At 57.8% G+C, this 15,292-nt stretch carries 11 protein-coding genes; 9 read left to right on the top strand and 2 right to left on the bottom strand.

Annotated features, from left to right (window positions below):
- Nucleotides 1-292: 292 nt before the first annotated feature.
- Nucleotides 293-1,267: a malate dehydrogenase gene (locus YERSI8AC_RS08095; RefSeq protein WP_022519687.1), complete on the bottom strand. Its 975-nt coding sequence runs from the start codon at nt 1,265-1,267 to the stop codon at nt 293-295.
- A gap of 242 nt (nt 1,268-1,509) precedes the next feature.
- Here YERSI8AC_RS08095 and YERSI8AC_RS08090 point away from each other — a divergent pair, with 242 nt between their 5' ends.
- Nucleotides 1,510-2,628, top strand: coding sequence for an efflux RND transporter periplasmic adaptor subunit (locus YERSI8AC_RS08090; protein WP_159176500.1), 1,119 nt, complete (start codon nt 1,510-1,512; stop codon nt 2,626-2,628).
- Nucleotides 2,612-5,683 (top strand): efflux RND transporter permease subunit, encoded by a 3,072-nt coding sequence (locus YERSI8AC_RS08085; RefSeq protein WP_159176499.1) that lies wholly within the window; start codon nt 2,612-2,614, stop codon nt 5,681-5,683. The genes YERSI8AC_RS08090 and YERSI8AC_RS08085 overlap by 17 nt, the downstream gene beginning before the upstream one ends.
- Nucleotides 5,684-5,870: 187 nt before the next feature.
- On the opposite strand, the gene YERSI8AC_RS08080 is transcribed toward YERSI8AC_RS08085, so the two are convergent.
- Nucleotides 5,871-6,359, bottom strand: coding sequence for an Rsd/AlgQ family anti-sigma factor (locus YERSI8AC_RS08080; RefSeq protein WP_009288487.1), 489 nt, complete (start codon nt 6,357-6,359; stop codon nt 5,871-5,873).
- A 385-nt stretch (nt 6,360-6,744) separates the two neighbouring features.
- Between YERSI8AC_RS08080 and YERSI8AC_RS08075 the strand changes: the two genes are divergently transcribed.
- The 7 genes from YERSI8AC_RS08075 (at nt 6,745) to YERSI8AC_RS08045 (ending at nt 15,242) form a co-directional block, all read left to right on the top strand.
- Nucleotides 6,745-9,030 (top strand): bifunctional salicylyl-CoA 5-hydroxylase/oxidoreductase, encoded by a 2,286-nt coding sequence (locus tag YERSI8AC_RS08075; protein ID WP_159176498.1) that lies wholly within the window; start codon nt 6,745-6,747, stop codon nt 9,028-9,030.
- Complete coding sequence (locus YERSI8AC_RS08070) at nt 9,027-9,797, top strand: SDR family NAD(P)-dependent oxidoreductase (protein ID WP_159176497.1); 771 nt, start codon at nt 9,027-9,029, stop codon at nt 9,795-9,797. The genes YERSI8AC_RS08075 and YERSI8AC_RS08070 overlap by 4 nt, the downstream gene beginning before the upstream one ends.
- Complete coding sequence (locus YERSI8AC_RS08065) at nt 9,794-10,252, top strand: MarR family winged helix-turn-helix transcriptional regulator (protein WP_159176496.1); 459 nt, start codon at nt 9,794-9,796, stop codon at nt 10,250-10,252. Before YERSI8AC_RS08070 ends, YERSI8AC_RS08065 begins: the two co-directional genes overlap by 4 nt.
- A 43-nt stretch (nt 10,253-10,295) precedes the next feature.
- The gene (locus YERSI8AC_RS08060; RefSeq protein WP_022519695.1) at nt 10,296-11,108 is read left to right on the top strand and encodes an enoyl-CoA hydratase family protein; all 813 of its coding nucleotides are present in this window, start codon (nt 10,296-10,298) and stop codon (nt 11,106-11,108) included.
- The gene (locus YERSI8AC_RS08055) at nt 11,108-12,241 is read left to right on the top strand and encodes an acyl-CoA dehydrogenase family protein (protein WP_159176495.1); all 1,134 of its coding nucleotides are present in this window, start codon (nt 11,108-11,110) and stop codon (nt 12,239-12,241) included. Before YERSI8AC_RS08060 ends, YERSI8AC_RS08055 begins: the two co-directional genes overlap by 1 nt.
- Before the next feature lie 126 nt (nt 12,242-12,367).
- Nucleotides 12,368-14,056: a benzoate-CoA ligase family protein gene (locus YERSI8AC_RS08050; RefSeq protein WP_159176494.1), complete on the top strand. Its 1,689-nt coding sequence runs from the start codon at nt 12,368-12,370 to the stop codon at nt 14,054-14,056.
- 40 nt (nt 14,057-14,096) lie between these two features.
- Nucleotides 14,097-15,242 carry an ABC transporter substrate-binding protein gene (locus YERSI8AC_RS08045; protein ID WP_009288483.1) on the top strand — a complete coding sequence of 382 codons (1,146 nt, stop codon included), beginning with the start codon at nt 14,097-14,099 and terminating at the stop codon, nt 15,240-15,242.
- Nucleotides 15,243-15,292: the final 50 nt, after the last annotated feature.

Here is a 15,292-nt window from a genome sequence, read left to right as displayed (position 1 = left end):
GACACTCTTTCTGTCAAAAATTCGAGTCACTAACGAACGGACTTATAATCCCGGCACCGCTCCGCGCTGCTTTCGCGGGTGCGCTTCGCTTACCACGCGCTACTAAATCTCGCAGGCACATGAAGGTGGGGATTCCAAGAGCGTGTGTACGCTATGCAAATGGCCGTGGCACCCCACACCAACCTCGGCACCGTTTCATGCTGCTAAATCTCACCCAACAAAAAACCCCACAAGCTAAGCTTGCGGGGTTTGGCGTTAACTGGCGCTAGTGTAAAAGCGTCAGCGGGCGCGTTTAGCCGAGCAGGTGCTCGACTGCTGCACGCTCTTCGCGCAGTTCTTTCTCGGTGGCTTTCATCTTCTCTTGGCTGAATTCGTCAATTTCGAAGCCTTGAACGATTTCATACTTGCCACCCTGGCAACGTACCGGGTAGGAGTAGATGATGCCTTCGTCGATGCCGTAGCTGCCGTCAGACGGAATTGCCATGCTGACGATGCCTTTGGAACCCAGCGCCCAGTCGTGCATATGGTCGATGGCGGAAGAGGCAGCAGAAGCGGCAGAAGAAGCGCCACGTGCTTTGATGATCGCCGCGCCGCGCTGCTGCACGGTGGGGATAAAGTCGTTTTCGTACCAATCGCGCTCAACCAGATCGAACGCTGCTTTGCCGTCGACTTTGCACTGAGCCAGATCCGGGTACTGGGTGGCACTGTGGTTGCCCCAGATGATCATGTTTTCAACGTCAGTGACATGCTTACCGGTTTTCTGTGCCAGCTGGGTCAGGGCACGGTTGTGATCCAAACGCGTCATGGCGGTGAACTGACCTGCGTCCAGGTCCGGCGCGTTGCAGGAAGCAATCAGCGCGTTGGTGTTGGCCGGGTTACCGACGACCAGCACTTTCACATCACGGCTGGCGTGATCGTTCAATGCTTTACCTTGAACGGAGAAGATCGCTGCGTTGGCTTCCAGCAGGTCTTTACGCTCCATGCCTGGGCCACGCGGACGTGCGCCAACCAGCAAGGCGAAATCAGCGTCTTTGAACGCTACGTTCGGGTCATCGGTGGCAACGATGTCTTGTACCAGCGGGAAGGCACAGTCGTTGACTTCCATTACCACGCCGTTCAGGGCGTCCATTGCCTGGGGAATTTCCAGAAGCTGGAGAATGACAGGCTGATCCGGCCCCAACATGTCGCCAGCGGCGATGCGGAAAATAAGAGAGTAGCTGATCTGACCGGCGCCGCCGGTAATCGCAATACGTACTGGATCTTTCATCATTGCTCCTTGATTGGTTCGCCTAGGGATGGTTCTCGCCTGAGGAGTGGCTTAACAGAACTCAAGACGCAAAGATGGTATGCCCAGCCGGGGAAAAACTCAATCAGACATGAGACTACAACCCATTTACCAACCTTGCTATACGCTCAATGGCTTGCTACTCGCTGAAAAGGCTGAGTTGCGCTATGGTATCTTCGGCTTTATGGCCTCCTTTCTTGTTTTGCTAAGGACATGGATGCTCCATGCGAAAAATTCCGTTTTCTTATGCCTTGGCTAGCCTACTGGTGCTGGCGCTAGTGATATGGCTCGCTTTTGGTAATTTTCAGCGCTTTCAAACCACGCCCCCAGACGCCCCTGCGCGCAGCGAAGCAGGTTCGCGGGTTGAAATTGTCGTGCAGCAGAGCACGCCGTTTATTCCTCAGCAAATCGTCCAGGGCCAACTGACGGCAGAGCGCGAAACCACCCTGCGCGCCAACGTCGCAAGCTTTGTGGCTGAGAAGCCGGTCGCGCAAGGTAGCCGCGTTGCGGCGGGCGATACGCTACTGGTGCTGGATAATGACGCTCTGCCCGAGCAGCTACAGCAGGCCCGAGATGAACTAGCCGTGGCCGAGGCGGAGTATGCCGGGGCTCGCAACCTGCGCCAGCGGGAGCTGATTTCCCAGCCCGAGTTACTGCGCCTGCAGAGCGCACTAAGCGCCAGCGCTGCTTCCGTGGCGCAACTGCAGAAGCAACTGGACGACAGCCGACCCACCGCACCTTTCGATGGTGTGCTGAACCGCGTTCAGGTGGAACTAGGCGACCTATTACAGCCCGGTGAAGAGTGGGGCCAACTGGTCGATGACCGCCGTTTGAAAGGTGCGGCCTGGGTTTCTCAGCAGCAAGTGGGCGATTTAAGCGAGGGGTTACCGGTCACCGCGCGGCTACTCAATGGCGACCACCTCGAAGGTGAGCTGACCTTTGTTAGTCACCGCGCTGAAGAGGCCACTCGCAGCTTTTATATCGAAGCCACGCTGGATAACCCGGCCGGTAAACGCTTAGCAGGCGGCAGTGCGGAGCTGACCATTACGCTGCCACCCCGCCAGGTGCATACCCTTTCGCCTGCGCTGCTGAGTTTGAATAGCGAAGGCCAACTGGCGGTCAAGCACCTGGATGAGAACGACACAGTACAGCAGACCACCGTGGAGCTGGTGAGTGCCGATACGCAGCACGCCTACGTGACTGGCCTACCCGACCCGCTACGCCTGATCACGTTGGGCGCTGGCATGGTAGATATCGGTGAGACAGTGACCCCGGTGCCTGTTGAAGAGGCGATTATTTCACAGCCGGCGGAACAGGATAGCGTTCATGCGCCAGTTGATTAATGCGGCGCTAGCCCACACCCGCACGACATTACTGCTGTTGGTGAGTCTTCTATTGGCGGGCATCACTGCCTGGCAGATGATTCCTAAAGAAGCTAACCCCGACGTCACCATTCCGATGATTTATGTCTCGCTGACACTGGAGGGGGTGAGCCCCGAGGATGGCGAGCGGCTGTTGATCCGCCCCATGGAGCAGGAACTGCGTGGCATTGAAGGGTTGCGCAAGTTCACCGCCCAATCCAGCGAGGGGCATGGCTCGATTACTCTGGAATTCGACCCCGGCTTTGATCCCGACACCGCGCTAACCGATGTACGTGACCGGGTGGATATTGCCCGCAGCGAACTACCTTCCGAGGCCGATGAGCCGCGGGTGATGGAGGTCAACGTCTCGGAGTTTCCGGTGTTGACCATTGGCCTCTCCGGGCAGTTGGATACCCGTGAGCGCATGACGATTGCCCGACGCTTGCAGGAGGAGATCGAAGGTATTGCCGATGTGCTGGAAGTCGATATTGCCGGTGAGCGGGAAGACTTGCTGGAGATCGTCGTTGATCCTTTGGTACTGGAGAGCTACGGCGTTGATTTTGACACGCTATTTAATCAGGTATCGCGCAATAACCGCTTGGTGGCAGCGGGCAGTTTGGATACCGGCGCGGGGCGCCTGGCGCTGAAAGTCCCCGGTATTATCGAGTCCCTTGACGATGTTATGAATATGCCGGTCAAGGTCGATGAGGATCGTGTGGTCACCTTTGGCGATGTGGCCTGGATCAACCCTACCTATAAAGACCCCGAAGGCTTTGCCCGCATCGATGGCCAACCAGCGGTGGTGCTGGAAGTTTCCAAACGCGCCGGGGCGAATATCATCGCCACCATTGGCGCGGTGCGTGACCGCTTAGCCGATGCAGATGACTTACTTCCCGAGCAGTTGCGTTTCACCACTATTCTGGATGAGTCGACCACCGTTGAGAATATGCTTTCCGAGCTGCTCAACAACGTACTGACCGCCGTGGTGCTAGTGCTGATTGTAGTGGTGGCGGTGATGGGCTGGCGCATGGCGCTGCTGGTGGGGCTTACCATTCCCGGCGCCTTCTTAACCGGCATTCTGCTGGTATGGGCGTTTGGTTTTACGCTCAATATCGTGGTGCTGTTTGCGCTGATCCTGGTGGCGGGCATGCTGGTGGATGGCGCTATCGTGGTCAGTGAGCTTGCCGACCGTCATCTGCGCGATGGCCAAACGCCTCATCAGGCGTGGCTCAACGCTGCTTCAAGAATGAGCTGGCCGGTGATTGCCTCTACGGCCACTACGTTGGCGGTCTTTATTCCCCTGCTGTTCTGGCCTGGCGTGGTCGGTCAGTTTATGAAGTACCTGCCCGCCACGGTAATTTTGTGCCTGCTGGCATCGCTGGCCATGGCGTTGGTGTTCTTACCTACTCTTGGGCGCCTGTTTACGCGTACCACCGCAACGACGACAGACGCTAACCCTGATGAGGCGACGACTTCCTTTGGGCGTGGCTATCGCCACCTGCTGGCAAGGCTACTTATGCACCCTGCCTGGGTACTGCTGGTGACCGTATTGTTAATGGCGCTGCTGTATACCGGCTATGCGCGCTTTAACCACGGTGTCGACTTTTTCCCAGCCGTAGAGCCTGACAGCGCCCAGGTGTTGGTGCGCGCACGAGGCGACTTTTCCGCCGTGGAGACCGACGCCATTGTGCAACGGGTGGAAGCCAAACTATCCGGCATGAGTGAAGTGCGAGCGCTGTATGCACGCTCCTTTGCAGTGCCTAACCAGCAGATGGGCAACGACGTGATTGGCATGCTGCAGTTCCAGTTTATCGACTGGCATGAACGTCGCCCTGCCCAGGCCATTTTGGACGACATGGCCGAGCGTGCCGGGGATATTCCCGGCATTACGCTAGAGTTTCAGGAGCAGGAGATGGGCCCCGGTGGCGGCAAGCCAATTGTGCTTGAAGTGAGCGCCACGAATCCTGACGTCGCCGATGCAGGCGTTAACCAGATAACCCAACTAATGCGCGAGCTGAGTGGCTTTACCGACATTGAGGATAACCGCAGCCTTCCGGGCGTGGAGTGGCAGGTTAACGTGGATCGCGAAGCGGCGGCGCGCATGGGTACCGATGTAACGACCATTGGAAGCGCGGTGCAACTGCTGACGACCGGCCTTCAGGTGGCTAGCTATCGCCCGCCGGAAGTCAGCGATGAAGTGGATATCCGCGTGCGTCTGCCGCAAAACTGGCGTTCGCTGGATCAGCTTGAGCGCTTGACCATCAACACTCAGCGGGGCCAAGTGCCGATCTCGAATTTTGTGACTCTGGAACCGGCGCCGAAGGTCGGCACCCTTAATCGCATCAATGGTCGCCGGGCGATTACCATTGAGGCTGACTTAGCACCGGGCTATCTCGCTGATGAGCGCCTAACTGCCCTGCTAGCCGCAAGCAGCGGCAGTTTGCCTGATGGCCTGATGGTCAACGTGGCGGGTGAGCAGGAGGACCAGCAGGAGTCGATGCAGTTCTTAGCCAGTGCCTTCTTGATTGCTATCGGTTTGATGGCGCTGATTCTGGTCACCCAGTTCAATAGCTTTTATCAAGCGGGGTTGGTGCTCTCGGCGATTGTGTTCTCCACCGCGGGTGTGCTCATGGGCCTACTGATTACCGGCCAGGCGTTTGGCATTGTCATGGTGGGGATGGGCGTGATTGCTCTGGCGGGTATCGTGGTCAATAACAACATTGTTTTGATCGATACCTACAACGAACTGCGCGGCCAGGGTATGACACCCGGCGAAGCCGCCCTTGAAGCGGGCTGTTTACGCCTACGCCCTGTGCTGTTAACGGCGATTACCACGGTATTGGGGCTCATGCCGATGGTGCTGGGGATCAATGTAGACCTGTTCACCCCTGCCCTGGGCTTTAATGCGCCCTCCGCCCAGTGGTGGACGCAGATGTCGAGCGCCATAGCCGGCGGCCTCACCTTCGCCACCGCGCTAACACTGCTGCTTACGCCGTGTATGTTGGTGATTGGGGGTAAATTACGGCGCAGGGGGTGAGGGGTGAGGGGTGAATCGATTATGAGGTATTGGGCGCCCGCCGTTTTATATGCATGCGTGATTTAGTAGCGCGTGGTAAGCGAAGCGCACCCGCGGGAGCAGCGCGAGAAGCGGTGCCGGGGTTGAAGCGGGATTACCATGGAGCAAAAGCGCCGCATAGCGGCGCCTGTCTAATGGAAGGTCTTACTTAAGCGGGGGCTTTGGTGTGCTGCGGGCTGTGTGCGGCGTGTAAGCGCGCGATCAATTGGTCTTCTAGCGCGAAGCGTTCGGTAAGGCCACGGGCTAAGCGGTCGATCCAGGCAGGTAGGCGGGCGATGTTTTGCTCGCAGCTAAGCGTGGAGCCAAAATCGGTATCGAACTCCAACACCATCTCGGTGGACATTTCTAAACGCTCGAGCAACTTCTCCGCGATGACGAGCGCTCCCTCGTCGCTAAAGGCCCGTGCCTCTTCCGAGAGCTGGGGGTAAATCTCAAAGTGACCGGCGCTGATGTAATCCATCAGCTTTTCACTAAACGTATCGATAGGCGCTTTGCTCACTGCTTCCAATTCAGCATCACACGCTTCTTTTAGCTCAATAAAGCTGATCAATAGCTGACGGCGCTGATCCAGCCAGCGGTCAATCAGGGAATGCACGCCTCCCCAGCGCTCCAGGGCATTTTTGCAATCTTCGAGCATGGGGCTTTCTCCTTAAAGTCACCTTTAACTGCTATTAACAACTACTATCAAACGCTCAGATCAAATAATAGGCTTAGAGTCGCGCCTCCCACTACCTCTGTCAATCCCAGCAAGTACGGTTTCCATGGTACTAAAAGTTCACTGCCCATAACGCTTTCTTCTATGGCTGATAACCAGCGCTCTCAAGCGGCAGCCCCTGCCATATTCCTGCATCTATTTATGCTCTCATCTTCCGGCCACCATTGCGAGCACAGCCGCATGAGGGCTTTAAACGCTCGCACGCCTACTCACAGAAAAATACTTTAAGCTTAAAAAGTTTATGCTTGAATTTTATAGAGTCCTCTCCTATCTTCAGGAAAGAGAGTGTTTTCCGTGGAGAATAAAAATGAGAATCGCCTGCCTGGGTGGAGGGCCTGCTGGCCTCTATTTCGCTATCAGCATGAAGCTACACGATCCCTCCCATGAGGTCGTGGTGATTGAGCGCAATCGTGCAGACGATACCTTCGGCTGGGGCGTGGTGCTGTCAGACGAAACCCTCGACAACCTGGCGGCCAACGACCCGGCCAGTGCAGAGCGAATTCGCGAGCATTTCGCCTATTGGGATGATATTGCGGTCGTTCATAAAGGCGCCAAAACCGTCTCTACAGGCCACGGATTTTGCGGCATTGGGCGCCGCCAACTACTGATTCTGCTACAGGAACGCGCTCGCGAGCTCGGCGTGGAGATGCGCTTTGAAACCGATATAACAGAAGCCTCCATTGAGCAGTACCGGCGTGAGTATGACTTGGTCCTGGCCGCCGATGGCCTTAACTCCCGCACCCGCCAAACCTACGCCGATCACTTCAAGCCCGACATTGATGTACGAGCGTGCAAGTTCGTTTGGCTGGGTACCCATCAAACCTTCAACGATGCTTTCACCTTTATTTTCGAAAAGACCGAGCATGGCTGGGTGTGGGCTCACGCTTATCAGTTTGATAAGGATACGGCGACCTTTATTGTCGAGTGCAGTGAGGCCACTTGGCAGGCGTTTGGCTTTGGCGAAATGAACCAGCAGGAGTCGATTGCAGTCTGCGAGCGCATCTTTGCCAAGCATCTCGACGGCCACGCGCTGATGACCAATGCCAACCATATACGCGGCTCCGCCTGGATCAATTTTCCACGGGTACTCTGCGAACGCTGGAGCTATGAGAACGTAGTTTTGATGGGTGACGCCGCCGCCACCGCACACTTTTCAATTGGCTCCGGCTCCAAGCTCGCACTGGAGAGTGCCATTGCACTGGCTAATTACTTGCACAGCGAAAGCAGCATGGCAGCTGCCGTTGCTCGCTATGAAGAGGATCGCCGCTTCGAAGTGCTGCGCCTACAGTCAGCCGCGCGCAACTCCACCGAGTGGTTTGAGCAGGTGGAGCGCTACCTGGATCTCGACCCGGTGCAGTTCAACTACTCGCTATTGACCCGCTCCCAGCGCATCAGTCACGAAAACCTGCGGGTACGCGACCCACAGTGGCTAGAAAGTGCAGAGCGCTGGTTCCAAACCCAGGCGGGCAACGCTGGCAGCGCCCGTGCACCGATGTTTGCGCCTTATCAACTACGCGATATGACGCTGGTTAATCGCGTGGTGGTCTCCCCCATGGCGCAGTATAAAGCCGTCGATGGCTGCCCTACCGATTGGCACTTTAGCCACTATGCCGAGCGAGCCAAGGGTGGCGCAGGCCTGGTATATACAGAGATGACCTGCGTCAGCCCCAGTGGGCGAATCACCCCCGGCTGCCCAGGCTTGTACGCGCCCGAACATGAAGTGGCGTGGAAGCGTCTTTGCGATTTCGTGCACACGGAAACCCAGGCCAAGCTATGCGCCCAAATCGGCCATTCAGGAGCAAAGGGCTCTACTCAGTTGGGCTGGCAAGAGATGGATGCCCCGCTTACGGATGGCAATTGGCCAATATTGGCAGCTTCAGCACAGCCCTGGTCAGCGCGTAACCAAGTGCCCAAGGCAATGGATTGCGATGATATGGATCGGGTGCGCGATGAGTTTGTCAGTGCGGCGCAGATGGCCGATCGCGCGGGTTTTGACATGATCGAGGTCCACGCCGCCCACGGCTACCTGCTCTCTTCGTTTATCACGCCATTAACCAACCATCGTGACGATGAGTACGGCGGCTCGCTGGATAACCGGCTGCGCTACCCGCTTGAAGTGATCAACGCCGTGCGCCGCGTTTGGCCTGCCCATAAGCCGCTTTCGGTGCGTATTTCTGCCAACGACTGGTGCGGCGATGAAGGCATCACCCCAGACGATGCGGTGGAGATCGCCAAACGGTTGCGCGATGCGGAGGTGGATATTGTCGATGTCTCTGCCGGACAAACCTCGACCCAGGCAAAGCCGGTCTATGGACGTATGTTCCAAACGCCCTTCTCTGACCGGATTCGTAACGAGACGCCTATCGCCACCATGTCGGTGGGCAATATCTATCAGGCCGACCATGTGAACTCGATCCTGATGGCCGGACGCGCCGACTTAGTCTGTATCGCCCGCCCTCATCTCGCCGATCCTTACTGGCTGCTGCACGTTGCTGCGGGGTTGGGTGATAGTGAGGTGGAGTGGCCAGCACCCTACCGGGCAGGCGCCGATCAGCTACAGCGCTTGGCTGAACGTGGCGAGGGTTGGGTATGAGCCAATCCGATAGAAACTCGGCAGCGAACAGCCTGGCAGGCAAGCGGGCGGTGATTACCGGCGGCGGCAGCGGTATCGGTGCCGATATGGCCCTGGCCTTTGCCCAGGCGGGCGCCGAGGTCACGATTACCGGCCGCCGTGAGGCAGCCCTTCAAGCCGTTGCCGAGCAGCATGATGGCATTCGTACCGCCGTGGTCGATGTCACCGACGAAGCCGCCATGGTGACGCTCTTCGAGAAGATCGGCAATGTGGATATCGTTATTGCCAACGCCGGGGCGGCAGAGAGCGCGCCGTTCGCCAAGACCTCTTTCGGGCAGTGGCAACGTATGTTGAATGTAAACCTTAGCGGAGTGTTTCTGACCCTGCGTGAGGGTTTTAAGCAGTTGAACGACGGCGGGCGCCTTATCGCCGTTGCCTCCACCGCGGGCCTGAAAGGTTACGCCTATGTGGGTGCTTACTGTGCGGCCAAACACGGCGTGGTGGGGCTGGTGCGTTCACTGGCGGCTGAAACCGCCACTCGCGATATGACCGTTAATGCGCTCTGCCCAGGTTTTACCGACACGCCGTTACTGGCCGCCAGCGTGGAGAATATTGTGACCAAAACAGGCCAATCCGCCGAACAGGCCACCGCGCATTTTCAATCTACCAACCCTACAGGGCGATTAGTCACTCCTGCAGAGGTCACCGCGACGGCTCTATGGCTATGCGGGCCTAACAGTGGCGCAATCAACGGCCAGGCGATTTCCATCTCAGGGGGTGAAGTATGACGACAGAAAGCTTAAGCAAGGAGCGCCTGCGCTTATGGCTGCGCATGCTGCGGGTTACCCGTCAGGTGGAGTCCGAGCTGCGCGAACGGCTGCGAACCGAGCACGACTCTACACTGCCGCGTTTTGATGTGATGGCCGCGCTATATGCCGCTGAGGAGGGCCTGAAAATGAACGAGCTCTCCAAGCGGCTGCGGGTTTCCAACGGCAACGTCACCGGCATTATTGACCGCTTGGTGGAGGATGGCGCCGTGGAACGTATTGCTATTGAGGGCGACCGGCGCGCCACGCGGGTCTGCCTGACCAGCGCTGGCCGCGAAAGCTTCGGGGCCATGGCCGTTGAGCATGAACGCTGGATCAATGCGCTATTTGAGGGTGTGACTGAAGAGGACGCCCACCACATAGGCGAGTTGCTGCATCGTTTACCGACTGCTCCTCACGATGCCTCCTTATCTTAACGACGGCGACTCCGATTAATCACTGACAGGCGAGAACAACAATATGAAGAGCATGGCTGACCTGGCCCCCGAGCACTTTATTTGGGAAATGAGTGGTGATGTCGCCGTTATCCGGTTGAATCGCCCAGAGCGCAAGAACCCGCTGACATTCGAGAGCTACGCCGAGCTGCGCGATACCTTCCGTGACTTGGCCTATGCATCCGATGTGCATGCCGTGGTGTTTACCTCCAACGGCGAGAACTTCTGCTCCGGCGGCGACGTACATGAAATCATCGGCCCCCTAGTGGGCAAGGATATGAAGGGACTGCTCGAGTTCACCCGCATGACCGGTGACCTGGTCAAGGCCATGCTGAACTGCGGCAAACCGATCATTGCCGCCGTCGATGGCATCTGCGTTGGCGCGGGGGCGATTATTGCTATGTCCTCGGATATTCGTTTTGCCACCCCCCGCGCCAGCACGGCGTTTCTGTTTACCCGTGTGGGACTGGCGGGCTGTGACATGGGCGCCTGCGCAATTCTACCGCGCATTATCGGCCAGGGCCGCGCCGCCGATCTACTCTACAGCGGCCGTAGCATGAGTGCCGAGGAAGGCCTCCAGTGGGGCTTTTACAACCGAGTGGTCGAACCAGACGCCCTGGAAGAAGACGCCATTGCTTACGCCACCCGCCTGGCTCAGGGCCCCACCTTCGGCCACAGCATTACCAAAACCCAGCTAAACCAGGAGTGGTCGATGAGCCTGGAGCAGGCCATCGAATCGGAAGCCCAGGCCCAGGCGATTTGCATGCAGACCAACGATTTCGAACGCGCCTACCACGCCTTCGTAGCCAAGCAAAAACCTGAGTTCAAGGGGGACTGATGAGCGACAAGAGCTTTCTAGCGTGGCCCTTTTTCGAGGCCAGACACCGCGAACTTTCCGAGCAGCTCGAAGCGTGGTGCCGCACTGAACTACCCCGCGACCACAGCGATGTGGATGCGACCTGCATTCAACTGGTACGCGATTTAGGCAAAGCTGGGGTTCTGGAAGGCACGGCGGGCGAGCATATCGATGTGCGCAGCCTGTGCCTAATCCGTGAAACCCTGGCCCGCCATGATGGCCTGGCCGATTTTTCGTTTGCCATGCAGGGGCTGGGAACCGGTGCGATCAGCCTATATGGCAGCGATGAACAGAAGCAGTGGCTGGACAGAACCCGGCGTGGTGAAGCAATTTCCGCGTTTGCCCTGAGCGAGCCTCGCTCGGGCTCTGATGTGGCCCAGTTGGATACCACCGCTGAGCGCGAGGGCGATAGCTACCGTTTGAATGGCGAAAAGACCTGGATCTCCAACGGTGGTATTGCCGATATCTACACAGTCTTTGCCCGCACCGGTGAAGGTCCCGGCGCCAAAGGGCTTTCAGCCTTTTTAGTGCCTGCCGACACACCCGGATTGGAGATTCGTGAGCGCCTGGAGTCGGTGGCGCCTCACCCGCTGGCACGGCTGGGCTTCAACGATATGGTGCTGCCTGCCAGCGCGCTGATCGGCAAGCCTGGGCAAGGCTTTCGGATCGCCATGTCGGTGCTGGACGTTTTCCGCTCCACGGTTGGCGCGGCAGCCCTGGGCTTCGCCCGCCGGGCACTGGAAGAGTCGCTCTCCCGCAGCCGCTCCCGGGAGCTGTTTGGCGCCACCCTCTCCGACTTACAGATGGTGCAGGGCCACTTGGCTGATATGGCGCTAAACGTGGATGCCTCCGCCCTGCTGGTTTACCGCGCTGCCTGGACGAAAGATCAAGGTGCTGAGCGGGTGACCCGTGAAGCGGCAATGGCCAAGCTATTTGCCACCGACCAGGCCCAGCAGGTGATTGACCAGGCAGTACAACTTCACGGCGGCGACGGCGTTCGCAAAGGCCATATTATCGAAAGTCTCTACCGGGAAATCCGCGCGCTGCGAATTTATGAAGGCGCTTCAGATGTACAAAAAGTAGTCATTGCCCGCAGCATGCTCGCGGAAGAGTAAATAGCAAAAAACCGTACAGTAGCTCTCAAAAACAATAAAACACAACGCCAGACACCGTATCCCTGCCCGCGCTTCCTTTGAGCCGTGGGCAGGAATAAACAACGACACCAAATACGGAGGTTGGTCATGTACATCCAGTCGGCTCATGCTGATACTTTTGCGCGGGATAACCTGCCACCCACTGATTGTCAGCCTGAGTTCCTGCTCGGGGGCTACCATTATCCCCAACGACTTAACGCGGGCGTTGAGCTCTGCGATCGACTGCTCGACCAGGGTCACGGTGAACGAATTGCCTTAGCGGGCAATGGCCGTCGTCGCACCTATCAAGAGCTCACTGAGTGGACCAACCGCCTTGCCCACGTGCTGGTCGAAGACCTGGGCGTGGTTCCCGGCCAGCGGGTATTGATCCGTTCCGCCAACAACCCGGCCATGGTGGCCTGTTGGCTGGCCGCCACCAAGGCGGGGGCCGTGGTGGTCAACACCATGCCGATGCTACGCACCAAAGAGCTATGCCAGGTAATCGATAAAGCGGAAATCAGCCTAGCCCTGTGCGATACCCGCCTGCTCGATGAACTGGTTGAGTGCCAACAACACAGCCCGGTGCTCAAACGTGTGGTTGGCTTTGATGGCACGGCTAACCACGACGCCGAGCTTGACCGTTTAGCGCTGGGCAAACCCGCCACCTTTGAAGCGGTGGATACCGCCGCCGACGATGTGGCGCTGCTGGGGTTTACCTCTGGTACTACCGGCTCACCCAAAGCCACTATGCACTTTCACCGCGACCTGCTGGTCATTGCCGACGGCTACGCCAAGGAAGTCCTACAGGTAACGCCGGAGGACGTGTTCGTCGGTTCGCCGCCGCTGGCATTTACCTTTGGCCTGGGCGGGCTGGCCATTTTCCCGCTGCGCTTCGGCGCCACCGCCGTACTACTCGAACACGCCTCCCCGCCCAATATGATGGACATTATCCGCGAGTATCAGGCCACGGTGGTCTTCACCGCACCGACGGCCTACCGGGCGATGCTCTCAGCACCTACTCGCCATGAGGATTTGAGCAGCCTGCGCGTGGCGGTTTCCGCTGGCGAAACCCTGCCCGCACCGATTTATCATGACTGGATCAAGCAAACCGGCACACCGATTCTCGACGGCATCGGCGCAACTGAAATGCTGCATATCTTTATCTCTAATCACCTGAATGACCATCGCCCCAGCTGCACCGGCAAACCGGTGACCGGTTACGAGGCACGAATCGTTGATGACGAGATGAATGATGTCCCTCGCGGCACGGTCGGCAAACTGGCCGTGCGCGGCCCTACCGGCTGCCGCTACCTGGCCGACAAGCGCCAGCAAAAGTATGTAAAGGCGGGCTGGAATATCACCGGTGATGCGTTTTACCAGGACGAGGAGGGCTACTTCCACTTCGCCGCTCGCAACGACGATATGATCGTCTCGGCGGGCTATAACATCGCAGGCCCCGAGGTGGAAGCAGCCCTGCTGGCCCACCCCGCCGTGAAAGAGTGCGCAGTGATAGGTGCCCCTAGCCAGGAGCGTGGCCAAATTGTCGAGGCTTTTGTTGTTCTAAACGATGGTTTTCAGCAAGATGAAGAATGTCAGCAAATGTTGCAGGACTTCGTGAAGCAGACCATCGCGCCGTATAAGTACCCTCGCTCCATACGATTTATCGAGGCACTACCTAAAACATCCACGGGTAAGGTTCAGCGCTTTCGGCTGAGCCAAGAACATTACCCGAGTGCTGGCTCTCCTGGCATCAATGTGAATAGCACTAACATCAATAGCACCAACACCAACGCATGACCCTCTAAGCAATAAACGATTAAAAAATGAGGAATGATCCATGAAAATGATATCCCGCTTTGGCCTAGGCTTACTGCTCTCCTCCAGCCTGGTAACCACTGCTCACGCTGATGACGTTAAAATTGGCATGATCACCACCCTTTCAGGCGGCGGTTCGCACCTGGGCGTGGACGTTCGCGATGGCTTCATGCTGGCCCTTGAGCAGTCGGGCCGCGACGACGTGGAAGTGCTGATTCAGGATGATGCGAGACGCCCCGACCTGGCGCGTACGCTGGCCAATGAGTTTATGCAGCGTGATGAGGTCGATATTCTTACCGGCATTATCTGGTCAAACCTGGCAATGGCGGTCGTTCCTTCGGTGGTACGCCAGGGCACCTTCTACCTGTCACCTAATGCCGGGCCCTCCGATTTAGCAGGGCGCATGTGCCACGAGAACTACTTCAACGTCGCTTACCAGAACGACAACCTGCACGGCGCCATGGGCGCGTACATGCGTGAAGAGGGGTATGAGCGCCCCATCATCATGGCGCCCAACTACCCTGCTGGCACCGATGCACTGGCAGGCTTCAAACACCTTTATGAGGGTGAGGTCGTTGGCGAGCTTTACACCCAAATGGGCCAAACCGACTACGCGGCTGAAATTGCCCAGATTCGCGATAGCGATGCCGACAGCCTGTTCTTCTTCCTGCCCGGCGGTATGGGCATCTCGTTTATGAAGCAGTGGGAAAGCTCCGGTGTCGATATGCCGATCTTTGGCGCCGCCTTCTCGTTTGATGAAATCTTAATCAAAGCGGTAGGCAGTGCGGCGATTGGCGCACGCAACACCTCGCTATGGGCATATGACCTGGAAAACGAGGCCAACGATCGCTTTGTTGAGGGCTTCCGGGAAGCCTATGACCGCACGCCAACGTTGTACGCGGCACAAGGTTACGACACCGCCAACCTGATTCTTAGCGCGCTTGAAACTGCCCACCCCGATGACAAAGACGCCTTCCGCGAAGCACTGCGGGCCGCTGACTTTGACAGCGTACGCGGTGAGTTCCGCTTCGGCCCGAACCAGCACCCTATCCAGGATATTTACGTGCGTGAAGTCGTGGAGGGTGACGATGGCGAGCCCACCAATCGCCTGATCGGTGTCGCCATCGAAGATATCCAAGACGTCTATTACGAGCAGTGCCAGATGTAAGATCGCCTCGGCTGGGTGTAGCCACCCAGCCATTTCTCTTCACCTTCGTT

It is taken from the genome of Halomonas sp. 113, assembly GCF_904067645.1.
Classification (GTDB): Bacteria; Pseudomonadota; Gammaproteobacteria; order Pseudomonadales; family Halomonadaceae; genus Vreelandella; species Vreelandella titanicae.
The sequence above is the reverse complement of the archived record's forward strand: the minus strand, read 5'-3'. Positions and strand labels throughout refer to the sequence as shown.

Coding starts and splice junctions, on each gene's coding strand:
- YERSI8AC_RS08095 (WP_022519687.1), bottom strand. CDS start 1,267: ATGAAAGATCCAGTACGTATTGCGATTACCGGCGGCGCCGGTCAGATC.
- YERSI8AC_RS08090 (WP_159176500.1), top strand. CDS start 1,510: ATGCGAAAAATTCCGTTTTCTTATGCCTTGGCTAGCCTACTGGTGCTG.
- YERSI8AC_RS08085 (WP_159176499.1), top strand. CDS start 2,612: ATGCGCCAGTTGATTAATGCGGCGCTAGCCCACACCCGCACGACATTA.
- YERSI8AC_RS08080 (WP_009288487.1), bottom strand. CDS start 6,359: ATGCTCGAAGATTGCAAAAATGCCCTGGAGCGCTGGGGAGGCGTGCAT.
- YERSI8AC_RS08075 (WP_159176498.1), top strand. CDS start 6,745: ATGAGAATCGCCTGCCTGGGTGGAGGGCCTGCTGGCCTCTATTTCGCT.
- YERSI8AC_RS08070 (WP_159176497.1), top strand. CDS start 9,027: ATGAGCCAATCCGATAGAAACTCGGCAGCGAACAGCCTGGCAGGCAAG.
- YERSI8AC_RS08065 (WP_159176496.1), top strand. CDS start 9,794: ATGACGACAGAAAGCTTAAGCAAGGAGCGCCTGCGCTTATGGCTGCGC.
- YERSI8AC_RS08060 (WP_022519695.1), top strand. CDS start 10,296: ATGAAGAGCATGGCTGACCTGGCCCCCGAGCACTTTATTTGGGAAATG.
- YERSI8AC_RS08055 (WP_159176495.1), top strand. CDS start 11,108: ATGAGCGACAAGAGCTTTCTAGCGTGGCCCTTTTTCGAGGCCAGACAC.
- YERSI8AC_RS08050 (WP_159176494.1), top strand. CDS start 12,368: ATGTACATCCAGTCGGCTCATGCTGATACTTTTGCGCGGGATAACCTG.
- YERSI8AC_RS08045 (WP_009288483.1), top strand. CDS start 14,097: ATGAAAATGATATCCCGCTTTGGCCTAGGCTTACTGCTCTCCTCCAGC.